The organism is Trinickia sp. EG282A (genome assembly GCF_040965455.1).
GTDB classification, from domain to species: Bacteria; Pseudomonadota; Gammaproteobacteria; order Burkholderiales; family Burkholderiaceae; genus Trinickia; species Trinickia symbiotica.
Genome location: NZ_JBFRCC010000003.1, coordinates 487,932 through 513,471, shown reverse-complemented (window position 1 = coordinate 513,471; position 25,540 = coordinate 487,932). Strand labels below are relative to the sequence as shown.

The following is a 25,540-nucleotide window of genomic DNA, read 5'->3' as shown; positions in this document are numbered from 1 at the left end:
TCCAAGCAAGACTTGATTCGCGCAATCCGCTAAACGGTCAGGCCGTGTCGCGGAAGGTTGAGTAACCCGCTATTTCTCGAGAAGCTCGAAGAAAAGTGAGCGTAAACATGATGAAGCAATTTCAGCTGAACTCGTATCTGTTCGGCGGCAATGCTCCGTACGTCGAAGAACTGTACGAGCAGTATCTGGACAATCCGGCATCGGTGCCGGAGAACTGGCGCGGATATTTCGACGCGTTGCAAAACGTTCCCGCCTCGGACGGCACGAACGCGAGCGACGTGGCCCACGGCCCCATCGTCGAATCGTTCGCCCAGCGCGCCAAGGCCAACGCGTTCATCCCACGCGAAGCCGGCGAGAATCTCTCCACCGCGCGCAAGCAAGTCCACGTTCAGTCCCTCATCAGCGCCTATCGCTTCCTCGGCTCGCAATGGGCCAATCTCGATCCCCTGAAACGGCGCGAGCGCCCCGCGATCCCCGAACTCGAACCCGCGTTCTACGACTTCACCGAAGCCGATCTGGACCAGACGTTCAGCGCCGGCAATCTCTATTTCGGCTTCGAGCAGGCATCGCTGCGCGAGATCGTGAAGGCGCTGCGGGACACCTACTGCGGCACGATCGGCGCCGAGTTCATGTACATCGGCGATCCGGAGCAAAAGCGCTGGTGGCAGGAACGGCTCGAATCGATCCGCGCCACGCCGAATTTCCCGGTCGAGAAGAAGAAGCACATTCTCAACCGCCTGACGGCCGCCGAAGGCCTCGAACGTTATCTGCACACGCGCTACGTCGGCCAGAAGCGCTTCTCGCTCGAAGGCGGCGAGAGCTTCATCGCGGCCATGGATGAAGTGGTTCATCACGCGGGCGCGAAGGGCGTGCAGGAAATCGTCATCGGCATGGCCCACCGCGGCCGACTGAACGTGCTCGTGAACACGCTCGGCAAGATGCCGTCGGATCTGTTCGCCGAATTCGAAGGCAAGCATGTCGACGATCTGCCGGCCGGCGACGTGAAATACCACAAGGGCTTCTCGTCCGACGTCTCGACCGAAGGCGGCCCGGTGCACCTGTCGCTCGCGTTCAACCCGTCGCACCTCGAAATCGTCAATCCGGTGGTCGAAGGCTCGGCGAAGGCGCGCATGGACCGCCGCGGCGACGACCAGGGCGCGCAAGTGCTGCCCGTGCAGATTCACGGCGACGCCGCGTTCGCGGGCCAGGGCGTCGTGATGGAAACGCTGAACCTCGCGCAAACGCGCGGCTACGGCACGCACGGCACGCTGCACATCGTCATCAACAACCAGATCGGCTTCACCACGTCCGATCCGCGCGATGCGCGCTCGACGCTCTATTGCACGGACGTCGTCAAGATGATCGAAGCGCCCGTGCTGCACGTGAACGGCGACGATCCCGAAGCCGTCGTGCTCGCCACGCGCCTCGCGATCGATTTCCGGATGCAGTTCCAAAAGGATGTCGTCGTCGACATCGTCTGCTTCCGCAAGCTCGGCCACAACGAACAGGACACGCCGGCCGTCACGCAGCCGCTGATGTACAAGAAGATCGCCCAGCATCCGGGCACGCGCGCGCTCTACGCCGAAAAGCTCGTGCAGCAGGGCGTGATCCGCGCCGAAGACGTCGATGCGTTCGTCAAGGCGTATCGCGAGGCGATGGACCAGGGCCATCACACCATCGATCCGGTGCTCTCGAACTACAAGAGCAAGTACGCGGTCGACTGGGTACCTTTCCTGAACCGCAAGTGGACCGACGCGGCCGATACGGCCGTTCCGCTTGCCGAGCTGAAGCGCCTCGCCGAGCGCATCACGACGGTTCCCGACAACTTCAAGGTCCATCCGCTCGTCGAACGCGTCATCAACGATCGTCGCGCGATGGGTCGCGGCGACGCTCCGCTCGATTGGGGCATGGGCGAGCACCTCGCCTATGCGTCGCTCGTGGCGTCGGGCTACGCGGTGCGCCTCACGGGTCAGGACTCGGGCCGCGGCACGTTCACGCACCGTCACGCGGTGCTGCACGATCAGAACCGTGAGCGCTGGAACGACGGCACGTACATCCCGCTGCAAAACGTCGCCGAGGGTCAGGCGAAGTTCGCCGTCATCGACTCGGTCCTCTCCGAGGAAGCCGTGCTCGGCTTCGAATACGGCTACTCGACGGCCGAGCCGAATACGCTCGTCGCCTGGGAAGCGCAGTTCGGCGATTTCGCGAACGGTGCGCAGGTCGTGATCGACCAGTTCATCTCGTCGGGTGAAGTCAAGTGGGGCCGCGTGTCCGGCCTGACGATGCTGCTGCCGCACGGCTACGAAGGTCAGGGCCCCGAGCACTCGTCGGCGCGCATCGAGCGCTACTTGCAGCTTTGCGGCGAGAACAACATGCAGGTCGTGCAGCCGACGACGCCCGCACAGGTGTTCCACCTGCTGCGTCGCCAGATGATCCGCCTCTTCCGCAAGCCGCTCATCGTCTTCACGCCGAAGTCGCTGCTGCGCCACAAGGAGGCCATCTCGGATCTGTCGGAGCTCGCGAGTGGGGCGTTCCAGACCGTCATCGGCGAAGTCGATGCGGGCATCGACGCGAAGAAGGTGAAGCGTGTGGTCGTCTGCTCGGGCCGTGTCTATTACGACCTCGTCGCGCATCGCCGCGAAGCGAAAGCGAACGACGTCGCGATCGTTCGTATCGAGCAGCTTTATCCGTTCGCGCACAAGCAGTTCGAAACGGAAATGAAGAAGTACGACAACGCGACGGAAGTGGTGTGGGTGCAAGACGAGCCGCAAAACCAAGGCCCGTGGTTCTACATCGAGCATCACTTGAGAGAAGGCATGAAGGAAGGGCAGAAGCTGGCCTACAGCGGACGTCCGGCTTCGGCCTCGCCGGCGGTCGGTTACTACGCGAAGCACTACGAGCAACAGAAGGCGCTCGTCGAAGGCGCGTTCGGCCGCTTGAAGAGCGCATCGATCGCTAAATAACGAAATGAACCGGATCGGGAAAGCGTTACGACGCTTTCCCGTGTCGTTTGGCGTATCCGCTAATGAGCGGGCGCAAACGCCACGGATCCGATTCGCGCACCCACACTAGATACGAGTTTCAGGAAAATCAAATGGCTATTGTTGAAGTCAAGGTCCCGGTCTTCTCGGAGTCGGTTTCGGAAGGCACGATGCTGCAATGGAAGAAGAAGCCGGGTGAAGCCGTCTCGCAGGACGAAACGCTCGTCGAGATCGAGACCGACAAGGTCGTGCTCGAAGTGCCCGCTCCGTCGGCAGGCGTTCTTTCCGAGGTCGTCGTCGGCGATGGCGAGACCGTGACCTCGGAGCAATTGCTCGCGAAGATCGACACGGAAGCGAAGGCCGGCGCCGCCGCCGCGCCCGCAGCCGCTGCTGCGCCGGCCGCAGCCGCCGCGCCCGCCGCCGCACCGGCGCCGGCCACGGCAGGCGCGCCCGCGTCGCCCGCCGCGAACAAGCTGATGGCGGAAAACAACCTGTCGGCTGGCCAGGTCGCCGGCACGGGCCGCGACGGCCGCATCACGAAGGGCGACGTGCTCGCCGCGAATGCACCGGGCGCGGTCACGGCCGCCCGCGTCGCACCCGCTCCCGCGCCGGCCGCGCGTGCCGCCAAGCCGTCGCTGCCGGACGTGAAGGCGCCCGCTTCGGCCGAGGCCTGGCTCCAGAACCGCCCCGAGCAACGCGTGCCGATGTCGCGTCTGCGTCAGCGCATCGCCGAGCGTCTGCTCGAGTCGCAGCAAACGAACGCCATTCTGACCACGTTCAACGAAGTGAACATGGCGCCCGTGATGGAGCTGCGCAACAAGTACAAGGACAAGTTCGAAAAGGAGCACGGCGTGAAGCTCGGCTTCATGTCGTTCTTCGTCAAGGCCGCCGTTCACGCGCTGAAGAAATTCCCGCTCGTCAACGCGTCGATCGACGGCACGGACATCGTCTATCACGGCTACTTCGACATCGGCATCGCCGTCGGCTCGCCGCGCGGCCTCGTCGTGCCGATCCTGCGCAACGCCGACCAGTTGAGCCTTGCCGAGATCGAAAAGAAGATCGCCGAGTTCGGCCAGAAGGCCAAGGACGGCAAGCTGTCGATCGAGGAAATGACGGGCGGTACGTTCTCGATTTCGAACGGCGGCGTGTTCGGCTCGATGCTCTCGACGCCGATCATCAACCCGCCGCAGTCGGCGATTCTCGGCGTGCACGCCACGAAGGAGCGCGCGGTCGTCGAAAACGGCCAGATCGTGATTCGCCCGATGAACTATCTCGCGCTGTCGTACGACCACCGCATCATCGACGGCCGCGAAGCCGTCCTGTCGCTCGTCGCGATGAAGGATGCGCTCGAGGATCCTGCCCGCCTGCTGCTCGACCTGTAAAAGAGGATACCCATGTCCCAACAATTTGACGTCGTCGTGATCGGCGCGGGCCCCGGCGGCTATATCGCCGCCATCCGCGCGGCGCAGCTCGGCAAGACCGTCGCCTGTATCGAAAAGTGGAAGAACCCGGCCGGCGCGCTGAAGCTCGGCGGCACGTGTCTCAACGTCGGCTGTATTCCGTCGAAGGCGCTGCTCGCGTCGTCGGAGGAGTTCGAGAACGCCTCGCATCATTTGGCCGAGCATGGCATCGGCGTCGCGGATGTCAAGATCGACATCGCGAAGATGATGTCGCGCAAGGACGGCATCGTCGAAAAGATGACGAGCGGTATCGAATACCTCTTCAAGAAGAACAAGATCACGTGGCTGAAGGGCCACGGCAAGTTCGTCGGCAATAGCGACGCCGGCTTGCGGATCGAGGTGAGCGCCGAAGGGGGCGAGCCCGAAGTCGTCGTCGCGAAGAACGTCATCATCGCGACAGGCTCCAAGGCGCGTCACCTGCCGAACGTACCCGTCGACAACAAGATCGTGGCCGACAACGAAGGCGCACTGGCTTTCGACGCGGTACCGAAGAAGCTCGCCGTGATCGGCGCGGGCGTGATCGGGCTCGAGCTCGGCTCGGTCTGGCGCCGGCTCGGCGCGGAGGTGACGGTGCTCGAGGCGTTGCCGCAGTTCCTGGGCGCCGCTGACGAAGCGGTCGCCAAGGAAGCCGCGAAGCTCTTCAAGAAGCAAGGCCTCGATATCCATCTCGGTGTCAATATCAACGAGGTGAAGACGACGGGCGAGGGCGTCACGATTGCCTATACCGATAAGGATGGCAACGCGAAGACGCTCGAAGCCGATCGGCTGATCGTCTCCGTCGGGCGCGTGCCGAATACGGACAATCTCGGCCTCGAATCGATCGGGCTCAAGGCGAATGAGCGCGGCTTCATCGACGTCGACGATCACTGCCGCACGACAGTGCCGAACGTCTACGCGATCGGAGACGTCGTACGCGGGCCGATGCTCGCGCACAAGGCGGAAGACGAGGGCGTGATGGTGGCCGAGCTCATCGACGAGCAAAAGCCGCATATCGATTACAACTGCATCCCTTGGGTCATTTACACCGAGCCTGAGATCGCGTGGGTCGGCAAGACCGAGCAGCAGTTGAAAGCGGAAGGCCGCGAGGTCAAGACCGGACAGTTCCCGTTTTCGATCAACGGCCGCGCGCTCGGTATCGCCAAGCCTGACGGGTTCGTGAAGATGATTGCCGACGCGAAGACGGATGAGTTGCTCGGCGTGCACATCATTGCGGCGAACGCCTCGGACTTGATCGCCGAAGCTGTCGTGGCGATGGAGTTCAAGGCGGCCTCGGAAGATATCGGGCGTATTTGCCATCCGCATCCCTCGCTGTCCGAGGTGATGCGCGAGGCGGCGCTCGGCGTCGAGAAACGCTCGCTCAACAAGTAAGCATCTCTCATAGGCGTGTGGCGGCGTGTGACGGCGGCTCGAGGGCCGCTGCACTCGCCCGCGTCTTCATTGTTGCTGCGCGCGAAGGCGGGCGGGGTGCTTCCCGTTCGCCTTCGTTCTTTCCAGTGCGCGATGAACGTCACCAAATATTACGAAAACGAGCTTACGCAGCGCGGCTATAGCGCCGATGACGCGCAGCTACGAGCCATCGAGCGCCTCCAGCGATGCTATGCCGAATGGGTGGCCTACAAGGCGCGGCGTTCGAACGCATTGCGCAAGCTGATCCTGCATCCGGATTTGCCGCGCGGCGTCTACATGTGGGGCGGCGTAGGGCGCGGCAAGAGCTTCCTGATGGATAGCTTCTACGCGGTCGTACCGCTGCAGCGCAAGACGCGCCTCCATTTTCACGAATTCATGCGCGAGGTGCATCGCCAGCTCGAGGAATTGAAGGGGCAGGCCGATCCGCTCGACGAGCTCGCGCGACGCGTGGCGAAGCGCTATCGGCTCATCTGCTTCGACGAGTTCCACGTCTCGGACATCGCCGATGCGATGATTCTGTATCGGCTCTTGAAGGGGCTGTTCGAGAACGGCGTGCAGTTCGTCATGACGTCGAACTACGAGCCCGACACGCTCTATCCCGACGGCTTGCACCGCGACCGCGTGCTACCCGCGATCGAGCTTCTGAAGGCGCAGCTCGACATCGTCAACGTCGACGCGGGCGTCGATTACCGCCGGCGCACGCTGGCGCAGGTGGCCGCCTACCATACGCCGCTTGGGGCCGCTGCCGACCGCGCGCTGCGCGCCGCTTTCGCGCAATTGGCCGCGGTGCCCGACGAGAGCCCGATTCTCCATATCGAAAAGCGCGAGCTGAAGGCGTTGCGGCGCGCGGACGGCGTCGTATGGTTCGATTTCGCGACGCTTTGCGGCGGCCCGCGTTCGCAGAACGATTATCTCGAGCTGGCGACGCGCTTCCATACGGTCATCCTCTCCGAAGTGCCGCAGATGTCGCCGCGCATGGCATCGGAAGCGCGCCGCTTCACGTGGCTCGTCGACGTCCTCTACGACCACAAGGTCAAACTGCTGATGTCGGCGGCCGTGCCGCCCGAGGTGCTTTATGTCGACGGGCCGATGGCGAACGAATTCGCCCGGACGGTGTCGCGCATCCTGGAAATGCAATCGCGCGAGTATCTCGAAGCGCCGCGGCGGCTCGTCGATACGTCGCTGACCTGAGTTTGGAGGAGCGCGCGGCGAACGCGGCGCGCCGAGAACGGCTTACGCCGATTTGCACATTCAGAATATTCTGATACTCGCCGGCGCGGTCGGGGCATATCTTGCTTCCTGTTCTCACGGAGGAGGCGCTCATGACCCCTTATCGCGATATAACCGACGAACAGTGGCACGGCGTGGTCGCGCTGTTTCCTGAGCTTCAGCGGCGCGTGCAATCGCGCGGGCGTCCGCTTGCCGATACGCGCGCGGTGCTCAACGGCGTCCTTTGGGTGATTTACAGCGGCGCGGCCTGGTCTTCGCTGCCGAGCCGTTACCCTTCCTACCAGACGTGCCACAGGCGCTTCAAGAGCTGGTATCTGTCCGGCGTCTTCAGGCGCGTGCTCGATCAGCTCTACGGCGATGCCGCGAAGGTTCTCTGCGAGTCGATGCAGTTGCGCATGCGCGTGAACGTCAAGCCACGGAACGATGCTGCGCCGGCTTTTACGAGAGTCGATCCCTCGACGATTGCGTATCTCACTTCCATGCAGCAGGCAGCTTGAGGGCACGTACCACATGGTTTCGAGCGGAGCGCGGCGCTGCCGGTGCGAGCGCCGCATTCGAGACTTGCTCGCGAATGGTCAGTTTTGCGCCTGCGCCGCGGCGCTATCGCTCTGGCGGTTCCATGTCTGCGAGCGGCCCAGCAGCGAGACGCCAATGTAACCGCGGACGACGAGCTTCTGGCCGCCCTCCTCGAGGTGCATCTTGCAACGGTAGACCTTCCCATTTTCCGGATCGAGGATGTTGCCGCCGTCCCACTGGTCGCCGTTCTGTTTCATCTCCTTGATGATTGTCATGCCGAGGATCTTCTGATCCTTGCGGTCATCGGTGCATTCGGTGCAGCGGCGATCGGGCGAATCGGCCGGGTTGAGCCCCTTGATCACTTTGCCCGACAGTGTGCCGTCGTCGTTCTTCGTGATCTGGACGAGTGCTTTCGGCTGGTGAGTGTGATCGTCGATGGTTTGCCATACGCCGACGGGGCTATCCGTCGCCGTGTCGGCAAACGCCGCGGCGGTGCTCGTCAGCAGCAAGCCAGTGAGTGCTACACCTAAGCCCATGCGCCGCATTGCGGCAAGCGCGGTTGCTTCGCCATCGTTTTTCCAATGTGCCATGTCTTCCTCCCTTGGGTCGATCCTTTGTCAGGGCTGCCGCGCGCCAGCTCATCGGCTGCCACGCGGCGCTTCTCTTCTTTTCATTTTTGCTTCGAATGTGCGCAGGATACGCGCTGGCGATCGGTCATCGGCTAAAGTGGATGCTCTAATCTGATCTCGATTGTGCTCGCACGGGCACGCAGTTGCGGGCGATCGGGCACGATTGCCGGCGCCACTGCGATCAAAAGAGCTGATAAGAAAACGTCGCATTGGCGCGCGGGCTGCGTGACGGGCTCTCGATCGGCGCATCGGCGACGGCTTTCGCAATCGAGAGATCCAGGCTGTAGTGCTTGCTGTCGCTGATGCGCAACCCGAGCGAGACCGACGAGAGCTTGCTCGGCGACGGCGCGCCGGAGTGCAGGTAAACGCGCGCCATATCGAACGAGACATAGGGCGTGAATGTCTGCAAGTAACGCATGCCGATTGCGATGGGTCGATTGACCTCGAATGAGGCGCCCCAGCCGGAATCGCCCGAGGCTTCACCCGGCTGATAGCCTTGCGCGAAGCGTTGAGCGCCGAAGGCGATCTGTTCCGACGTCGGTAGCGAATCGGGGCTGTATTGGCCCGTGAAAGATACGGCGGTTCCAATTTTCAGCGGCCACTGATTCGTCTCGGAGAAACTCACGCCGGTGCGCACGAATGTCAGCGATACGGGATTCGTCTCGATAGCGCCCGGAACGTTCGTGTCGCCCGACTTCGAAGCGCCCAGGATGTCGAATGCCTTCGCGACGTTCAGGCTCGCACGCCGTACTTGATTCGTCTCGACTTCGGTGTAGTCGATCTGGGCCTGCACGACGCGGACTTGCGAGCGCAGTCCGATTTCGGCGCCGTTGATTGTGTTGTGGTAGCTGTTCTCGTCGTGCGAGGCATAGCCGCTCACCGTGCCGATGACTATGTGCGCGCTGCTGAGAAAGAGCGGATAGGCGGCCGACACCCCGAGCTTGTCGTTGACGACGGTGCGTTGGACGTATGACGGCAAGCCCGGATTGTCGACAGGGTTCCCGTGGTAGTGCGATGCGTCGACGCGCGCAACGAGGCCGTTGCTCCCAATCGGCAACGCGCCGCTCGCGGCGTAATACGTTTGATTGTCACGCCCCTTCGGCACGAGCGCCGACACGCTCAACTGCTCCCCGAGCGAGGTGAGGCTCGTCTCGGTGGCCGTGACGAGACCCTGTACGCCGGGATGGTGGAAGTCGATCCCCGTGCCGACGTTGAACGGTTTGCGATCGACGTTGAGATCGAGCGTCGTCGCGCCGTCCGTCGTTTTCGGCGGGGGCACCGTGGCCGCGACGGTGATGCCCGGCAGCAGTCCGAGCGTATTGATATAGCGCTCGAACGTCGCGCGCCGCAATGGACGCTCGTTGCGAATGTGTTCCGCGATCTCGCGGATCTTGCGCTCCGCGCGGCCCGGCTTTCCCGTCACGTTGATCGAGGCGACGTATCCTTCGACGACCGTCACGCGCACGACGCCGTTTTCGAACGTTTGCGCGGGAACGAATGCGAACGAGAGCGCGTATCCGCGCTGCTGATAGAGCTTCGTGACATCGTTGGCCGTCTCGATCAACTGGCCGACCGTGATGTCCTTGCCAACGAGCGCCGCGAAGCGTTGAGCAACGTCGGAGAACGGGATCGCCTTTACGCCGTCGATTTGAATCTTCGAAGGCGTCAGATGCGTGGCGAGCAACTGCTGAAGCTGAGACGTTTGCTTTTCGACCTGAACGGTCACGTTCGGCGATGTCCGTGGCTCGGTGACCTGCGGCAGCGCCTGCAGCGGATTGCCCGTGACCGGCGTGCCTACCGTCGGCGTGCCGGTAATGCCGCCCGGCAAAGCGCCGCCCGGCGCCGGCCTCGTTTGTGCATTCGCCGTCATGGTTGCGCTCGCCGCTATCAGCACTAGCGCGATCATTTGATTAGTGTTCCTAACCATTTTTATTCCTCGTTTGGCCGTATTTTTGTCGAGTCTTCTTTGTTCGTTCTTTGCTCTCTCGGCTCCGGCACTGGTGCGGAGCCCGTGCGTGCTTCGCTCGCTCTTGCGTCGCGCGAAGTAAGCGCGCTTCGTCGCCAGCCTTGCCGGCACGCGAGAGAGCGGCGTGCCGGCTGCAGCGCTGTCCAGCGTTACCCGAGCATCACGGCAGTTTGCCGAGCGGCAGGCCGTTGCCGAGCAGTGAGCCGAGCACGCCGCCGACGCTCGATCCGCCACCCGAGGCGGAGCCCGTCAGCGAGCCCACCGCGCTCGTGAGACCGCCGAGCGGATTCGATCCGCCCGCCGAGCCTCCGCCGATCGGCGAGGTGACCGCGCGCGGGCCGCTGCCCGAGCTGCCGAGCAGCCCGCCAACCAGCGGTAGCGACGCGCTCGCTCCCGTGCTCGACGTGGTGCCGGCGGGGACCGTCGTATTGGAGCTGCCGACGAGACTCGTGATCAGCCCGGGGATAGGCGCGACACCGTTCGGCGCCTGCGGATCGACGAGCCCGCCAGCATTCGTCACCGTCTGGCCGACGCTCGTCACGAGTTGACCGAGGTCGCCGCCGAGCAGGTTCGGCGAGGTGGCGCTGCTCAATTGCGCGCCCGCGGCCTGCACGGCGCCGCCGATTTGACCGAGGAGATTGGCGGTCGGCGCACCGAGGCCGGTCGTCGTGCCGACGGCCTGGGTCGTCTGGCCGAGCGTGATGACGAGCGGGGTGATGGCGCCGCTGACGGGCTGGGTGACCTGCTGGATGGCCGGCGAGGCGAGCTGGCTGCCGAGGATTTGACCTGCGGCATTGACGCCATTGGCGACCGTGTAAAGGGCCCCGGCGGTCGGCGTCGTGACCGGCGAGAGCGCCGACAGGTTGCCGGTGCCGAGCGCATCGACGGCCGCGGCCGCGCCCGCGATCACGCCGCTCGTCGAGCTGACGGTCGAACCCAATCCGGCCGCCGTAGTGCCGACTGGATCAGGGACGGTGCCCGTTTGCCCGAGGCCGCTCGCGAGCGCGTTGGCGGCGCTGTCGATCACCGAGCCCGTCGCGCCGACTGAGTTGCCGAGGCCTTGGGTGACGCCGGGGCTCACGCCCGGAATCGTCGTCGCCGCGATCGTGCTGCCGAGATCGGTGGCCGTCTTGCCGATCGTCGTCACCGTGCCCTTGGTGCCTTGCGAATTCGTCGTCTGCTGCGAGCCGCCGCCGCTGTTGCTGTTCGTGCTCGGGCCGGTGGAAGCAGGCAAGCTGGTGCCGTCGTCGGCGCATGCGGCGAGCACGCAGGCGAAGGCGATAGCGGTGAGCGGCGCGCGCCACGCCGTGGTGCGTCCGGCGCGAACGAATGAACGATGCGGTTTGAACATGATGTGCTCCTCGTGGTCGTGCTCTGCTGCGCGTGCGTTGCTTGATTGGGCGCACGCGGGGAAATGTCGGGCTTCGTCTTTCGTGCTTCGTGCCCGCCGAAGGCCGGATGTGCCAGGCCGCAAGCGCCTCGCGGCCCGGCGGCTCGCGCGGCCGCTACTTCTTGCCAAGGCCGCCCGTCAGCGCTCCGGTCAGCGACGTCAGGCCCGAAAGCGGGTTCGTCTGCCCCGTGGCGCCTGCGCCGACCACATTCGTCAGCGCGCCCGTGACGGTCGACAGCAATCCGGTGACGGGCGCGAGCGGCGAACCGCTCTTCGAGGCGCCGCCCGCAGCGCCGCCCACTGCGCTGCCCAACGGGCTCGTGAGCGCCGTAACGGTGCCCGTGACCGGTGCAAGCAGGTTGCCTCCGCCTGCCGCTCCGCTGCCTGCTGTGCTCGTGATCGATGTGACTGCTCCCGTGACCGGGGCGAGAAGATTGCCCGCGCCACTCGTGCCGCCGAGCGCACCGCTCACGCTCGAAAGCGTGGTACCGAGCGCGCCCAACGGATTCGCGCCCGTTGTTCCTCCTGTCAGTCCGCCCAGCGCGCCGGTGATCGGCGCGAGCGGGTTGCCGCTCGTGCCGCCCGTGGTGAGGCCGCCGACCGCCGCTACCGTGTTGCCCGCCGCCGACAGCACGCCGCCGACGCCGGTGGTCACGGCGTTGCCGCCGCCCGCGGCCGCGACGGTAGCGCCCGCCTGAGTGAGTGCATTGCCCGTCGTCGTCAAAAGGTTCGAGAGTTGCGGGCCGACGCCCGTCGTCGTTCCTACGTTCTGCGTCGTTGTGCCGAGCGTCGACGTGATGGGCGTGATCGTCGTGCTGAGCTGTTGCGTGAGTTGCTCGACCGGGCCGGTCGACAACGCGTTGCCGAGCGTCGCGCCCGCGTTCGTGACGGCGCCGCCGGCGGTCGACAAGGCGGTGCCCAGCGGCGTGGTGACGGGTGAAAGCGGCGACAGCGCACCGCTCGAGCCGAGGCTCGTCACGAGATTGCCCGCATCCGTGACGGCATTGCCGAGCTGGCCCACCGTGGGACCTGTGCTCGCGACGGTGGTGCCGATCGGATTCTGCGTTGCGCCGAGTTGCCCGAGCCCCTGCGAGACGCCGTTGCCGAGCGTCGACACAGCGGCGCCCACGCTCTGGACGACGCCGCCGAGGTCTTGCGTCGTTTGTGGGCTGACGCCCGGCAGGCTCTGCGAGCCGATGGTCGAGCCGATGCCCGAGACCGTGGAGCCCGCGGCGCTCACGATCCCGCCTGCATCGCCGACGGCTTTGCCGACTGCATTGGCTTGAGGCGTGGGTGTCGGCGTCGGTGAAGGCGAAGGAGACGGGGAAGGCGACGGGCTGGGCGATGGACTCGGCGCCGGCGATGGGTTGCCGTTCGCGCCGCCGGTCGTCGAAAGCGTTTCTCCCGCTCCGCCTCCATTTGCACCAAGACCCTGGCTCAAACTGCCCGAGCCTCCGCATGCCGTGAGAGTCAATGCGACGGCTATGGCCGTGGCCGTCGATGTAATTCTGAGTACCCCGTCACTCGTTGGAATCCGCATAATGTCGCTCGCTTGTCATTGGTTGAGATTGCTGCGAGCCCCCGGTCTGCAAGCCCTATGCCAATCGCAGATATAAACGATGCACCGAAAAGCGAGGACCGAAGCTGTGCCCGTCGTTAAAGGCTTTGAAGGATAAAAAGCGTAGCGGGATGAACGGGGTGAGCGACTCGCGGCGGCCGTTTTTATGGGCTCGTTTGGATGCTCGTAACGTAACGACCTAATAGCCGTGTTACTAGCCAGGAACGTAACGTCGTGGAGGGGCTAGGCACAGGGCACTAGTAATTTAGTGGTTTTAATCTAAACTGGCGTCACTCCCAACTTAGGGGGTGCCAAGCCGCGATACAGAAGGGTAAAGTCGCGATGTATCGTTTGCCGCAGGCCGGATTCGCCCGAGCAAGGGTCCTGATAGAACGGAGGCTGCTATCGATTCCTTTCATTTGTGATGCTTCGACTAGACCTGAACCACCAACCATCCATAAGCGGTGGGGCGTCGACAAGAATTCGCATGATGGGTTAACACCAGCGGAGGCGTAGCGCGCGTGAAGTGCGTCTGGCCGGCGGGGACGCGCCCTTAAGAATCGATTTCGCACGCCCACGGCAAGATTTGCGAGGAAAGCAGAATGGCCAGCGTGATCCGTCGGTTTATCAAGGAAGAACGCGGTGTCACCGCGATCGAATACGCTCTGATTGCGGGGCTGGTCGCAATAGCGATCGTTACCTCGTTGGGTACGCTTAGTTCGAGCCTATCCACCGCATTTACAAACATCGCGGGCTACATTACCGTGCAGGCGAAAAGCTCAGGGTCCGGTTCATGATCCGGTTTCGGCACCGCACAATGATCGGGTAAGTCGATCAATCCCAAAGAATGGGGTGCAGCGGACGTTTCATGGCATTGTCGATTACCGCTTCTCCGTTTATTTTTCGTTTATTGAGTTTGATTAAATGCCGATCGCGCCCGGAGCTATGGTCTTTACCGCGTGGGCCGCGGCCGTTGCGATTTGGGATTGCCGGACACGTCGCGTTCCCAATGCATTGACGGTCGCTGGTCTCGCGGTTGCCTCGGCTTGCTCGCTCCTGCGGATAAGTCCGTTCGGCATCGCCGCCGCGCAAGCGGCGCAAGGAGCGGCGCTCGGCTTTGTCGCGGTGTTGCCGTTTTTTCTGATGCGTGTGATGGGGGCGGCGGACGTCAAGGTGTTCGCCGTGCTCGGCGCGTGGTGTGGCGTTTCCGCGCTCATCGATCTTTGGTGCATGGCGAGCATCGCTGCCGCGCTGCATGCGGTGGCGCTGCTCGTTGCGGCTCGCATGCCAGTTTCGGCGCTTTGGCGTCGCGGCCAGCCGACGTTCACGGTCGGAACGCGGCGCGGGGCCCCTTACGCGGCGCTGCTCGTGGCCGCCGCCGCACTGATGATGATCGGTCATCGGTTTCCCGGGGGGCACGCATGAGGCGCCTGCGACGGGATAGCCGTCATCCGGCGGCGGCGCGCGGTTCGGCGGTCGTCGAATTCGCGCTCGTTTTTCCGTTGCTCTTCGCGATGCTCTATGGCCTCGTCACGTACAGCGTGATTCTCGTCGCCCAGCAGAACCTTACGCTCGCGGCTGAGGAAGGCGCGCGCGCGGCGCTCAACTACCAGAACGCCTCGGACGCGGCTGCGGCGCTCACGGCACGCGGGCAGAACGCGTGCAAGGTGGCGAACAACGTGGCCGCCTGGGGTGCCGCCAACGCAACTTGCTCGACACAGGCGAGCGCATGCAGCTACGACTCGAGCATGGACTGCATTGAGGTCACGCTCAGCTACGACTACGCGAGCCATCCGCTCGTGCCGACGCTGCCGCTCCTCGAGCTCGCGGTGCCTCAAAAGCTGACGAGTGTGGCGACGGTGCAGATCAATCCGGAAAACCTACTTTGAAGCCCGCGACATGGTGAACGTCACGAAGATTCTTGCCGGTGTACTGATCGCGGCCGCACTCGTTCTCGCGCTATTCGCATGGACGTTGAGCCGTCGCACCGTGCAGCCGGCGCCTGTCGCGCGTGTCGCGCCGACGGCGCAAGTCACGTTTCCGGTCGTCGTCGCGGCTCGCCGGTTACCGGCCGGGCAACCGATCGGCACCGATGCGCTTCGGATCGAACGGCTGCCTGTGCGGCCGAGCGGCACGTTTGCGGAAACCGATCTGCTGGCGAAGCGCGTGCCGCTCGCCGATATCGAGCCCGGCACGCCGCTCTTCGAGGTTCAGTTGTCGTCTGGCTTCGCCGAACAGATCGAGCCCGGCCAGCGCGCGGTGGCCGTGCGCGTGGACGATGCCAGTGCCGTCGGTGAACGCGTGCGTCCTGGCAATTTCGTCGATGTCTTTCTGACGCTGAAGCGCGAGAGCGGCGGGGGCGACGCACATTCGGAAATCACGCGCTCGCAAGCGCGGCTGCTTCTTTCTCGAGTGCGCGTCCTCGCGTACGGCGATGCGCTGCCGGGCGGCGGCAATCCGGGCGAGCGCGCGGTCCATTCGCGGACCGCCGTGCTGGCCGTGCCGACGGCCGCGGTGGACCGCCTCGCGCTTGCGGATAGCGCGGGCCACCTGCTGCTTGCGTTGCGTAATCCGCGCGATGAGGAGATTGCCGATCCGAAGTGGTTCGCGCAGCCCGGGACGGGGTTAGGGGCAAGGGGGCGCGCGGACCCGACGCCTTCGTCGCTCGCGGCGGCCGGCATCACGCTGAGCGCACTCTCGGCCAGCGAGGGAGCGCGGGCGGCCCAGCCGGCGGTTCGTCACGCGGCCGGCGCCGGTGAGCGGCAGATCGAAGTGATACGAGGGGGGCGCGCCGAAACGCTCGCTTATTGAGGCGAGCGAGGCGGACGGCGGCGCGTGCGCCGGGACGGGCGGCACATGGGTGGCGGGATTCGAGGACCCGCGCCGATTCGACGGCGGTCGACGAAGAACACTAAAACAGCAAAAGGCCTGACGCGAGGGGCCGATTACATGGCAAGCATATTGGCGGTAAGCAGGCGGCGCGCGTCCGCATGCGTCTTCATATACGGAATCGCATTCGCGTTCGGCCCGAGTGTGGCGGGCGCGGGTTCGCTCGCGGGCACGGCGACGCAAGCAGAAGAGGCAATGGAGACAACGGGCGCGTCGGGCGCATCCGGCGCATCGGGCGCGGGCGCCAGCGAAGTCGCCGAAGCGGCGCGGCGGACGATCTCGCTCACGGTGGGAGACCAGCGGCAGATCGGAACGGGAGGACCGCTCGCGCGCGTCGCAATCGGCGATCCGACAGTGGCCGACGTCCTCGTCGTGAAGGGCGGTGCGCAAAACGGCGCCGTCTTGCTCGTCGGCAAATCGGCCGGTACGACGAATTTGATGCTGTGGACCAAAGGCCGCCCGGCCCCGACGACTTATACCGTCGAGGTCCGCCCGCGTGTGGCCGCGGCGCTGCTCGACAGTTCCACGCCGCGAGTGAGAACGCTCGGCGCCGAGACCCTCATTTCGGGTGCAACGCCGACGATGCAGTCGCATCAGCGCGCGCTCGCCACGGCGAGGGCGGCGAAGGGCAAGGCGGATGGGAACGTGACCGACATTTCGACGATCGCGACGCCGGGCGTCGTCCAGGTCGATGTGCGAGTCGTGGAGTTCAGCCGGACGGTGCTGAAGCAAGCCGGGTTCAACTTCGCTCACCAGAACAACGGCTTTTCGTTCGGCACATTCAGTCCATCGACGCCGACGAGCGTGACGGTTCCGCCGACGCAGGTTTCGCCGGCGACGAGTACGCAGATTGGCCCCGCGATCACGTCGTCGATTTCGTCGGCCTTCAATCTCGTTTTCAGCTCGGCGACGCACGGCATTTTTTCGGATTTGAGTTTGCTTGAAAGCAACAACCTCGCGCGTGTACTGGCCGAGCCGACGCTGGTCGCGCTTTCCGGGCAGAGCGCGAGCTTTCTCGCAGGCGGCGAGATCCCGGGGCCGGTACCCGAAGGACTCGGCACAACATCGATCGAATACAAGCCGTATGGCGTCGGGCTGATGCTGACGCCGACCGTACTGAGCCCCACGCGCATTGCCCTGAAAGTGGCGCCTGAAGCGAGCGAGCTCGATTTTCAGAACGCCGTCACGATCAACGGTGTTTCGGTGCCCGCCATCACGACGCGCCGCGCCGATACGACGGTCGAGCTCGGCGACGGCGAAAGCTTCGTCATCGGCGGACTCGTCGATCGCGAGACACGCTCGAACGTCAGCAAGGTGCCGCTGCTCGGCGATCTGCCAATCATCGGCGCCTTCTTCAAGCAACTCAACTATTCGCAAAGCGACGAGGAGCTCGTCATCATCGTCACGCCGCATCTCGTGTCGCCGCTGGCCAAGGGCGCGCGTTTGCCGGCGACGCCGGGCGAGCAGTCGGAGCAGCGCAACGCGCCAGTCTGGCGCAGCTATCTCGGCGGCGCGCTCTCGCGCGATGCCGGGCCGGGGTTTTCGGAGTAACGCGGCGCTATGAACGTGCGTCGAACGAGTCCCTGAACCTGAAGGGAAGCATCGCATTGGGCGACAGGAGAACGGCATGAATGCACGGGCTGAACCGTTGACCGAGAGGGACGTCGTCGATCATTTCGTTTTCGCGTCGTCGCACGAGTCGAACGCACGTTGGCTGGCCGACACGCTGGCGGCGGCCGGACGGCTGGAACAGGTATCGCTCGAGCAGGCGGCGCTGCTTCCACGGATCGCCGCGCTCCATCCTTCGCTCGTCTTCGTCGATTTCTCCGGTAGCGACGTCGATGCGGCCGCATCCGCGGTGCAAGCGGTGCGCGCGCATTCGCCGCAGTTGCAGATCGTCGCCGTCGGCACGGTCGCGGAGCCCGAAGGCGCCATCGCCGCGCTGCGCGCCGGCGTGCGCGATTTCATCGACGTGCGCGCCGGCCCCGAAGAGGCCATCCGGATCGCGCGTCACGTGCTCGAGAACGTGACCGAGCCGCAGGCGCGGCATGGCCGGCTCACGGTGCTGCTCGGCGCGCGCGTTGGCGTCGGCGTGTCGACGCTCGCCGCCAATCTGGCCGTGTTGCTGCAAAAGCAAGGCGCCGCTGCCGGCAAGCATGCGGCGATCGTCGATCTCGGCCTGCCGGCCGGCGACTCGATGCTTTATCTCAACACGCGCAGCGAATTCGATTTCGTCGAAGCCGTGCGCAACTTGCGGCGCTTCGACAAGACGTTCGTGCATACGGCGTTGACGCGTCATTCAAGCGGACTCGCATTGACGACACTGCCGCCCGACCTGTCGCTGTTGCGTACGGTTTCGTTCTCGTCGGCCGTCGCACTGCTCAATCGGCTGCGCGCCTTTTTCGATCGCCAGATCGTCGACCTCGGCGGCTTTTCGAACAACGACTTCATCGCTCAAGTCGCACGTGCGGCCGACGACATCTGGCTCGTCTGCGACCCGTCGATCGCATCGGTCGTCTCCGCGATCGATCTGCTGCGCGAGCTTGCCGACGCGCAGGTCGATACCAGCCGTTTCGGGCTCGTCGTCAACCGTTTCGATCCGCGGCTCGGGCTCGCGGCGGATCAGATCGCCTCGCGGCTCGAGCTGCCGCTCGTCGCGACGCTGCCCTCGCGGCCGGTGCCGCTTGGGCGTGCGGCGAACCAGGGCAAGCTGATCGTGGACGCCGTCGAGCGCGATCCCTACGTACGCGCGATCGCCGCGCTCGCGCAACGGCTCTCGACGCGAACGAACGAAGGCGGCGCCGACCCGGGCGGCGAGCATGAAGTTCGTCGCGGCAGCGACAGCGACCGTGCGATCGTCGGCCGAATGCAGGCGGCGGCGACCCTCGCGCGCATCAAGCGTTTCCTCCACCTTCCACAGAAGCGGTCATAGACGATGTCAAACGAGATCCAATTCGCCGACGACGCCTCTTCGTTCATCCACACGCAGCAGTTTCACGACGTAAAGAATGCGGCGCACGAGCACTTGCTCACGCGCATCGAGGAGTTGGGCGCCGAGTTCGGCCGATGGTCGCGCGGCGCGATCAATCAGTTCGTCGACCTGGAAATCGACAGCTTCGTGCGACTGCGCCATATCCCGATCAACGAGAGCGAAGTGCGGCTCATCGCTCAGGCGCTGACCAAGGAGCTGGCCGGATTCGGTCCGATCGAGGATCTGCTCAACGATCCGGCTGTCGAAGACATCCTCGTGAACGGCTACCGCGACGTCTACGTATCGCGCCACGGCATCCTCGCGAAGATGCCCGTGCGCTTCACCGACAACGCGCACCTTCTGCGCATCGTGCGCCGCATTCTCGCGCCGATCGGCCGGCGGCTCGATGAGTCGAACCCGATGGTCGATGCGCGCTTGCCGGACGGCGGGCGTGTCAATGTCATCATCGAGCCGCTCTCGCTCGACGGGCCGATCGTCTCGATTCGCAAGTTTCGCAAGGACCCGCTACGGCCATCGGATTTGCTCGCCAACGGCACCTATAGCGCGGAAATCGGCGCGCTGCTCGAAGCCGCGGTTGCCGCGCGTTGCAACATCCTCGTCTCGGGTGGCACGAGTTCCGGCAAGACATCGCTGCTCAACGCGCTCGCGTTTCATATCCCCGAGCCCGAGCGCGTCGTGACGATCGAGGACACCGCCGAGCTTTCGCTGAATCATCCGCACGTCGTGCGCCTGGAAAGCCGGCCCGGCGGCTTCGACGGCGCCGGGCGCGTCACGATCCGCGATCTGCTGCGCAATTCGTTGCGGATGCGGCCCGATCGCATCATCGTCGGCGAAGTGCGCGGCGGTGAAGTGCTCGAGATGCTGCAGGCGATGAATACCGGCCACGACGGCTCGATGGGCACGGTCCACGCGAGCTCGCCGCGCGAGTGCCTGTACCGGCTCGAGATGCTGGCTGGCTTTGCCGGCTTTCAGGGCACGGAGTCGAGCTTGCGGCGGCAGATCGCCAACGCGATCGACTTCATCGTGCAGATCGGCCGCTTGTCGAACGGCAGACGGCGGATTCAGTCGATCACCGAAGTCACCGGCCTGTCCGATACGATCATCGCGACACAGGAGCTCTATCGCTACGAGCCGTTCGTCGATGAGCAGGGCGAGGAGGTCGACGACTGGGTATCGCTCGGCATTCACCCGCATTCGCCGAAGCTCGCTCGCTTCAGGCAGGTGCTCGGCGGTGCCGGCCCGTTCGACGGCGGCTTCGAGCGGGACGGGGGCTTCCGTGTCTAGCCTGCTCGCAGGGGTCGCCGCGCTCGCGCTGTTTTGCGCGGCGATGGGCATTTTGCTTTGGCAGCGCAGCTCGCGTTCGCAGCACGAGGCCCACGCCGCTCGCTTTATCGAGAGCAGCGTCGTTGCGCCGAAGTCGGCGGTTGCCCAACGCACGAGTACGACTACGGCGGATACGCGACGCACGACCGCCGACGCGCGGCTTCCGACGACAAACGTCAGCGAGCCTCGAATCGGAGCGCAAGCGGCCGCACGCATCGCCCGCGCGTTCGACGATGTCGCCACGCGCGCCGGCCTTGGCGACGCGCGCAAGCTCGCCGTCTCACTGTGCGCGGCGACAGTCGCGATTTCGGCATGGGTGGCCCTCGATGCCGGCGCACTCGCGGCAACGGCGGCCTCGGTGGCGTGCTTGTCGGCGGCATGCTTCGTAATCAGCGTGCGCATGCAACGCCGCCGGCTCTCGATCGTGCAGCAATTGCCGACCTTCCTCGACGGCATCGTGCGGCTCGTGACATTGGGCAACAGCGTTCCCGCCGCATTCCAGGCCTCGCTGCAAACGACGGAGGCGCCATTGCGCGAATGCATGGACCGCATCTCGCGCGCGATGCGGGCAGGCATCGAGATCGACCGCGCGTTCGGTCAGGTCGCGGCGCTTTATGGCGTGCGCGAGTTCGAATTCGTCGGCTCGGTGCTGCGCTTGTCGGTCAAGTACGGCGGCCGGGCCGACGTCATGCTCGAACGAATGTCGCTCTTCATGCGCGACCTCGAGCAGGCCGAGCGCGAGCTGGTTGCGATGTCGGCCGAGACGCGCATGTCCGCCTGGGTGCTCGCCGTGCTGCCTCTCGCGATCGGCGGCTTTCTGATCGCCTCGAATCCGACCTACTTCGGTGGCATGTGGGCGGATCCCACGGGCCGTGCGCTCGTCTACGTCGCCTTCGGCCTGCAGATGGCGGGAGGCTACATGCTGTACCGCCTGACGCGGTTGAGGTCTTGACATGCCAGCCGATCGCCTCGCCGCTCTCGCGTTCGCGCTTGCCGCGCTCGGCCTGCTGATGTTCGCGGCCGTCATCGTCGCGCAGCTCGTCGCGGCGCGTCGCGGTGCACGCGTATTGGCCAAAGCGCTCGAAGACCGCGCGTTGTCCATGGCGGCGCGAGCCGCGGCCGATGCCGCGACGGCGGCGCGTTCCGCTTCGCCGGCATCGCAGCAGGGCGGGGCGTCGTCGCGCAGCGCGCCCGCCCAGCTCGAGCCCGGTGCCATGGCCCGCGACAAAGGCGGACAGCAAGGCAATGCGAGCACGGCCAACGCGCGGACTCTGAAACGCCGCCAAACGCTGCTCGAGCGTTTGGGGCGGCTTGGTGCGCGCTGGCTCGATACGCCGCTCGGCAGGCATGCCGTCGAGCAAGAGGACAGGCGGTTGCTCGATCAATGCGGTTTCGTCGATGCCAACGCACGCGGTCTCTTCCTGATGTCGCGGCTCGGCGGTGCCGCCGTACTTGCGGTTGCCGCTGGCTGGTGCACGGGCGTGCGTGGCGGACCGTGGCTTGCCGCCGCGGCCGTAGCGCTCACGGTGGGCTTCATGCTGCCGAAGCTCGTCCTCGCGCGCAGGGCGTCGCTGAGACGTCGAAGCGTCATCGAGGAATTGCCCGGATTCGTCGATTTGCTAAGGCTGTTGCAAGGCGTCGGCCTCTCGCTCGATCAAAGCCTGCAAGTGATGGCCAACGATTTTCGCTCGATGCTGCCCGTGCTGTCGCGCGAGGTCGAGATCGCGCAGCGCCAGTTCGTGGCGGGGCGCACGCGCGAGCAGTCGCTGCAGCGGCTCGCCGCGAGCTTCGGCAACGAGGACTTGCGCGCCGTCGTACGCCTGATGATTCAGGTCGACCGGCACGGCGGCGCGGTGCAGGAACCGCTCAAGCAATTCGGCGACCGGTTGCGCGAGACGCGCCGCGCGATGCTGCGCGAGCGGATTGGACGCCTCACCGTAAAGATGACGGGCGTCATGATTTTGACGCTGCTGCCGGCGCTCTTGATCGTGACGGCGGGGCCCGGCGTGGTCACGGCCACGCACAGTTTGAGGACGCAACGACATTGATCGATGCGAGAGACGAATCAAGCGCGGGTGGCGATACGGATGAACGACGGACACTGATTGGAACGGAGAAAAATGAAGCGACTCCTACGCGTGCGTATCGAGACCAGACATCGAACGAGGTATTCCCGCTATTTCACGCTCGCGGTGTGCGCGATCGCGACGCTTGCCGCCAGCGCTTGCGCGTTCAAGGAATCGGGCTACGGGATCGGCCCGCAGGCCGAACGCGCCGCGGCCTTGCAAACGGCGGCAAACGCGCAGCGGGAAAGCAAGCCCGACACGCCCGGCGTCTATCTCGCGCTGATCGACCGGATGCAGGCGGAAGGGCTCTACTATGCGTCGCTCGCGCATATCGATGCCTATGAGAAGCAGTACGGCGCGACGCCCGAATCGACGCTGCTGCGTGCCGACGCGCTGCGCATCACGGGGCAATCCGATGCGAGCGCAAGCGCTTACCGGTCGCTGCTCGGGACGCCACTCGCGGCGCGCGGATACCGCGGTCTCGGGTTGCTCGCGGGCGCGGCGGGTGACTTCTCCGATGCCGGCCGTGAACTCGCGCATGCGAGCGAACTCGCGCCGACCGATGCAACGCCACTGTCGGATCTCGGCTATGCACGTCTGAGGGATGGCGATGTCGCGGGGGCGCGCGTGCCGCTGATGCAAGCGGCGGAGCTCGACGCGCACAACGCGCGCATTCTGTCGAACATCGCCTTGCTGTTGCTTGCGCAAGGCAACACGCGCGAGGCGCGCGCGCTGATGGACGAGCAGCATTTCTCGCCGGACGTGCGCGACGCCATTCGAAGCGATGCGTCAAGGGTGGCTGCCGCCGAGCGCGCACGTCGCTTGGTAACGCAAACGTCGTCGGCCAAGCGACAGCAACGGCCGGAGAGCCGGCAAGACTCGACGATGCTGGCGCGCACGCACGCCGATGCCACGGTGGCCGACTCACTGCGAGGGTCCGCTGCCGCGCCGATCGATCAAACGACGCCTCCGTTGTTGCAACATTCGCACAGTGACGAGCCACGAGGAGGAGCAGCCAATGAAACGAAAGACTCTCGATGTTATTCGCACTGGAGCCCGGATGCCGCTGTTTGCGATTGCCGTCGTCGTCGCGGCTGCTGCCGCCGCGACCGTGGCAACGTCATCGCCGAGTGCGGCTGAAGAGACGCCGCCGCAAGCCGCGGACAGGGCACGTGCGAGCGAAGTCGGCGACGCGACGAGCGCGTGGCTCGAGCTACAGCGCAGCAACCAAGCGGCGGCGCCCGCATTGCCGACCCTCGGCGCCGAAGCGGGCCTCGCCTACGATCGCTACCTCGACTCGTTCAAGACGAAGATTCCGGCATCGTTCGCTTCGCCGATCGAAACGCGAGGTCCCTCGTTGGGCGACTACGGGAACGGAGGCGGCTCCGCTGCCGGTGCCTCGACAAATTCGAATTGACGAGTCCCGAAAGTGGCGCCTGAGCGCAATTTCCCGACGCTATCCGGCTGCAAGCGAGCGGCGGCCTCCGCGCGCATGCGCGCGGTCCGGTCATCGGCCGCCCGGCGTCAGCGCGGCTCGATCGTCGTCATGGTGACGCTCTTTCTGACGATCGCCATCGCGGCGCTCGGCGCGCTCGACGTCGGCAACGTCTTTTTCGCGCGGCGCTCGCTGCAGCGGATCGCCGACCTGGCCGCTCTGGCCGGTGTGCAGACGATCAGCGGCGGTTGCGGCGCGGCTAGCGCGAGCGCAACGGCGAACGCCGCGGCGAACGGCTTTCCGACCGACGGGTCAGGCGCCGCGACGATCACCGTCGCATGCGGCCGATGGGATACGAAAACCAATGGCGCGCCGAGCTACTTCGCGAGCACGAACGCGGGAGCGCCGCTCAATGCGCTACAGGTGACCGCGACGCGCCAGGTGCCGTACTTCTTTCTCGGACCGGTCCGCACCGTCAGCGCAACGTCGACGGCGCAGGCGACGAACATCGGCGCATTTTCCGTCGGTACGGCACTCGCGCAATTGCAAGGCGGAGCCGTCAACGGCCTGCTGAACGCACTGCTCGGAACGAACCTCGATCTCTCGCTCGTCTCGTATGAGTCGCTCGCGAATGCGCGCATCAAGATTGGCGATCTGATGGCGGCGGCTGGAGTCGGGACCGTCGATCAGTTGCTAGCGACACAGGTCGATGTTCGGCAGCTCGCGCACCTGATGTTGACGGCGCTGTCGCGCACATCGCTGGCCGATGCGAACTTGCAGACCGATGTGGCCACGCTGCAGACCATCCTCGATGGCGGTATTTCGGACACCTTGACGTTCCCGCTCGGCAACACGGCGGGCACCGCGGGCCTGTTGTCAGTCGGCGTATCGAATGCGCAAAGCGCCGTCGATGCGACGATCAGTCCGCTCGATGCGCTCATCGTCGCGGCCGAAATCGCTCATGCGGGGCAGCCCGCGATCGATATCACGACGGGCGTGAACCTGGGTGCGCTTGCCAGTGCGACGGTCAAGGTGCAAATCGTCGAGCCGCCCGTGCTCGCCGTGGGCGAAGCGGGAAGAGATCCGACGACGCAGGCATGGCGGACCGAAGCGAGCGCCGCGCAAGTGCGGCTTTACTTGATGCTCGCCGTGGCCAACATCAGCGTGCCGATTGCACTCGAAGCGGCGCAAGGTCAAGCGTGGCTCGAATCGACGAACTGCACGTCGTCGCAGGCGACCAGCAATTCGGTCGTAGGCGGGCAGACCGGGATTGCGAATCTTTGTATCGCCGCTCAGGCCACGAATCCTCAAGCCGCCTCACAGGCATTTAGTTGTCCTACGCAACCGGCGACGATCCTCGAGGTGGCGGGCATCCCCGTTGTTACCGCGCACTCTTCGACTTCGTTGACCGGCAACCCGATCGATCCTCCCTTGACGTTCGCCGCGAGCGGCGGATACCGCAGCTTCGGAACAGGTATCGGCGAGGCGCTCACGAACGCGCTGTCGAGCAGCTTGCAGGTCGACGGCATCGACATGTCGATCGTGACTTCCGCGCTCGAGCCGCTTCTCGAGGGGATTGCCGATATCGGCATCGATCCGCTGCTGCAACTGCTCGGCGTGCAAGCCGGCGTGACGACGATTCATGACCTGTCGCTGACTTGCGGCGTGCCGAAACTGGTTTACTGACAAGACATTCGA

21 protein-coding genes are annotated in these 25,540 nt (G+C 65.1%); 17 read left to right on the top strand and 4 right to left on the bottom strand.

Features of this window, described 5'->3' with window-relative positions:
* Positions 1-107: 107 nt before the first annotated feature.
* The 5 genes from AB4Y31_RS16810 to AB4Y31_RS16790 all read left to right on the top strand — a co-directional run bounded on the left by AB4Y31_RS16810 (position 108) and on the right by AB4Y31_RS16790 (position 7,575).
* Entirely contained in the window at positions 108-2,963 is a 2,856-nt protein-coding gene (locus tag AB4Y31_RS16810) for a 2-oxoglutarate dehydrogenase E1 component (RefSeq protein ID WP_368674883.1), read from the top strand.
* 131 nt (positions 2,964-3,094) lie between these two features.
* On the top strand, positions 3,095-4,363 hold the full coding sequence (gene odhB, locus AB4Y31_RS16805; RefSeq protein WP_368674882.1) for a 2-oxoglutarate dehydrogenase complex dihydrolipoyllysine-residue succinyltransferase: 1,269 nt from the start codon (positions 3,095-3,097) through the stop codon (positions 4,361-4,363).
* A 12-nt stretch (positions 4,364-4,375) separates the two neighbouring features.
* Positions 4,376-5,809, top strand: coding sequence for a dihydrolipoyl dehydrogenase (gene lpdA / locus AB4Y31_RS16800; protein WP_368674881.1), 1,434 nt, complete (start codon positions 4,376-4,378; stop codon positions 5,807-5,809).
* A 132-nt stretch (positions 5,810-5,941) separates the two neighbouring features.
* Positions 5,942-7,039, top strand: a complete 1,098-nt coding sequence (gene zapE, locus AB4Y31_RS16795; RefSeq protein ID WP_368674880.1) for a cell division protein ZapE — start codon at positions 5,942-5,944, stop codon at positions 7,037-7,039.
* A 131-nt stretch (positions 7,040-7,170) separates the two neighbouring features.
* Complete coding sequence (locus tag AB4Y31_RS16790) at positions 7,171-7,575, top strand: transposase (protein WP_020565974.1); 405 nt, start codon at positions 7,171-7,173, stop codon at positions 7,573-7,575.
* Positions 7,576-7,653: 78 nt separating this feature from the next.
* Here the strand turns inward: AB4Y31_RS16790 and AB4Y31_RS16785 are convergent, their stop codons facing one another.
* From AB4Y31_RS16785 to AB4Y31_RS16770, 4 genes are all read right to left on the bottom strand, one after another.
* On the bottom strand, positions 7,654-8,139 hold the full coding sequence (locus AB4Y31_RS16785) for a DUF2147 domain-containing protein (RefSeq protein WP_368675315.1): 486 nt from the start codon (positions 8,137-8,139) through the stop codon (positions 7,654-7,656).
* A gap of 265 nt (positions 8,140-8,404) precedes the next feature.
* Positions 8,405-10,150 carry a ShlB/FhaC/HecB family hemolysin secretion/activation protein gene (locus AB4Y31_RS16780; RefSeq protein ID WP_368674879.1) on the bottom strand — a complete coding sequence of 582 codons (1,746 nt, stop codon included), beginning with the start codon at positions 10,148-10,150 and terminating at the stop codon, positions 8,405-8,407.
* Positions 10,151-10,349: 199 nt separating this feature from the next.
* Positions 10,350-11,540: a collagen-like triple helix repeat-containing protein gene (locus AB4Y31_RS16775; protein ID WP_368674878.1), complete on the bottom strand. Its 1,191-nt coding sequence runs from the start codon at positions 11,538-11,540 to the stop codon at positions 10,350-10,352.
* A 154-nt stretch (positions 11,541-11,694) separates the two neighbouring features.
* Positions 11,695-13,119, bottom strand: coding sequence for a collagen-like triple helix repeat-containing protein (locus AB4Y31_RS16770; protein ID WP_368674877.1), 1,425 nt, complete (start codon positions 13,117-13,119; stop codon positions 11,695-11,697).
* 620 nt (positions 13,120-13,739) lie between these two features.
* On the opposite strand from AB4Y31_RS16770, the gene AB4Y31_RS16765 reads away from it, so the two are divergent.
* The 12 genes from AB4Y31_RS16765 (at position 13,740) to AB4Y31_RS16710 (ending at position 25,528) form a co-directional block, all read left to right on the top strand.
* The gene (locus AB4Y31_RS16765) at positions 13,740-13,934 is read left to right on the top strand and encodes a Flp family type IVb pilin (RefSeq protein ID WP_368674876.1); all 195 of its coding nucleotides are present in this window, start codon (positions 13,740-13,742) and stop codon (positions 13,932-13,934) included.
* A gap of 127 nt (positions 13,935-14,061) precedes the next feature.
* The gene (locus AB4Y31_RS16760; protein ID WP_368674875.1) at positions 14,062-14,562 is read left to right on the top strand and encodes a prepilin peptidase; all 501 of its coding nucleotides are present in this window, start codon (positions 14,062-14,064) and stop codon (positions 14,560-14,562) included.
* Complete coding sequence (locus AB4Y31_RS16755; protein ID WP_368674874.1) at positions 14,559-15,026, top strand: TadE/TadG family type IV pilus assembly protein; 468 nt, start codon at positions 14,559-14,561, stop codon at positions 15,024-15,026. Before AB4Y31_RS16760 ends, AB4Y31_RS16755 begins: the two co-directional genes overlap by 4 nt.
* 10 nt (positions 15,027-15,036) lie before the next feature.
* The gene (gene cpaB, locus AB4Y31_RS16750; protein WP_368674873.1) at positions 15,037-15,948 is read left to right on the top strand and encodes a Flp pilus assembly protein CpaB; all 912 of its coding nucleotides are present in this window, start codon (positions 15,037-15,039) and stop codon (positions 15,946-15,948) included.
* A 273-nt stretch (positions 15,949-16,221) separates the two neighbouring features.
* Positions 16,222-17,577 carry a type II and III secretion system protein family protein gene (locus tag AB4Y31_RS16745; RefSeq protein ID WP_368675314.1) on the top strand — a complete coding sequence of 452 codons (1,356 nt, stop codon included), beginning with the start codon at positions 16,222-16,224 and terminating at the stop codon, positions 17,575-17,577.
* 76 nt (positions 17,578-17,653) lie between these two features.
* Positions 17,654-18,958, top strand: a complete 1,305-nt coding sequence (locus AB4Y31_RS16740) for a fimbrial protein (RefSeq protein ID WP_368674872.1) — start codon at positions 17,654-17,656, stop codon at positions 18,956-18,958.
* Between the two features lie 3 nt (positions 18,959-18,961).
* On the top strand, positions 18,962-20,302 hold the full coding sequence (locus AB4Y31_RS16735) for a CpaF family protein (protein ID WP_368674871.1): 1,341 nt from the start codon (positions 18,962-18,964) through the stop codon (positions 20,300-20,302).
* A 43-nt stretch (positions 20,303-20,345) separates the two neighbouring features.
* A complete protein-coding gene (locus AB4Y31_RS16730) occupies positions 20,346-21,293 on the top strand; it encodes a type II secretion system F family protein (RefSeq protein WP_368675313.1) in 948 nt (315 codons plus the stop codon).
* A gap of 1 nt (position 21,294) precedes the next feature.
* On the top strand, positions 21,295-22,389 hold the full coding sequence (locus tag AB4Y31_RS16725; protein WP_368674870.1) for a type II secretion system F family protein: 1,095 nt from the start codon (positions 21,295-21,297) through the stop codon (positions 22,387-22,389).
* Between the two features lie 72 nt (positions 22,390-22,461).
* Positions 22,462-23,547 (top strand): tetratricopeptide repeat protein, encoded by a 1,086-nt coding sequence (locus AB4Y31_RS16720; RefSeq protein WP_368674869.1) that lies wholly within the window; start codon positions 22,462-22,464, stop codon positions 23,545-23,547.
* Positions 23,519-23,824: a DUF3613 domain-containing protein gene (locus tag AB4Y31_RS16715; protein ID WP_368674868.1), complete on the top strand. Its 306-nt coding sequence runs from the start codon at positions 23,519-23,521 to the stop codon at positions 23,822-23,824. Before AB4Y31_RS16720 ends, AB4Y31_RS16715 begins: the two co-directional genes overlap by 29 nt.
* Positions 23,825-23,836: 12 nt before the next feature.
* On the top strand, positions 23,837-25,528 hold the full coding sequence (locus tag AB4Y31_RS16710; protein ID WP_368674867.1) for a TadG family pilus assembly protein: 1,692 nt from the start codon (positions 23,837-23,839) through the stop codon (positions 25,526-25,528).
* Positions 25,529-25,540: the final 12 nt, after the last annotated feature.